Below are 1,022 nucleotides of genomic sequence, written 5' to 3'. Positions count from 1 at the left end.
GCAAATTCGTCTTTGGTTCAAGATCTATTACACTAGAATTATCAATTGGGCCTGCGGTGATTTCAACCAAAGAGATATCGTCCTGCTGCGCAGAACCTTGGCTGAAGCTATGATAGTCATCCAGTAGGCCGTCAAACACACGCTCTTGCCCGCCCTCTTTCACTCGGCGGTCAAGTGAGTCCATCACTCGTTCTTCACCAAACATTTCATCACTGTCTGTAGGGCTTCCTTCAAGAATTCCGTCAGTGAACATAAACAACTTATCACCATAACGTAATTCGTGTAGTTCTATCTCACTATTGAAGCGCTCTGCCGGCACGATACCGAGCGGCATATGTCTCGACTTTACGACACTTACAAGCCCCTCCCCAGGTCTTGTAATATACGCATCTGGCAACCCCCCTGCCCATACTAATGCTTTATCTCCCGATTCTGGCACATGTATTAGTGTCGCGGCGCAAAACATGTACTCAGGCAAAAAGGACTTTAAGGACTTATTCATCGAAGACGCAATTTCCATAATCGGCATACTTTTTTCACACATGGAGAAAAATGCTTGCGAGACAGGAATCGTACCAATTGCTGCAGCTAAACCATGACCAGTAAAGTCACCGAGAAAAGCATATAAACCACCACTTGGATTTTCGGCCAAAAGAAAGATATCGCCATTAAAGGTCGACATTGAAGAAAGATAGCTTTTAACATTTTTACAGTTCTGCAAGCTCCTCTTGAGCGTATGATTTAATACATGACGCCCCATCTCATGTTCTTGCGTTAATGTCGCGTGTAGACGGGTTAGCTCACTGTTTTTCGCATGAACTTGCTGGGTAAGCTCCTGAGTTCTCGCATGAGCCTTAATCTTCGCTTTTAGAACAATGCCATTAATGGGCTTTGGTAAATAATCATCTCCACCACTCTCCAGGCAAGCAAGCAAAGATTTCTCATCATGTTTTGCTGTCAGAAAAATAATAGGAACATGGGTATCGCCTGCGCGCTTTTTAATTAAGGACGCGGCTTCATAG

The 1,022-nt window shown here is 44.3% G+C and carries 1 protein-coding gene; it reads right to left on the bottom strand.

All coding sequences use genetic code 11. The features are described 5' to 3' along the window. On the bottom strand, positions 1 to 1,022 hold a 1,022-nt coding region (locus A3757_RS02020; RefSeq protein ID WP_156506108.1), incomplete at both ends, for a SpoIIE family protein phosphatase.

This window comes from Oleiphilus sp. HI0117, assembly GCF_001635235.1.
Note: the sequence above shows the minus strand (reverse complement) of the source record. Positions and strands in the feature narration are given on the sequence as shown.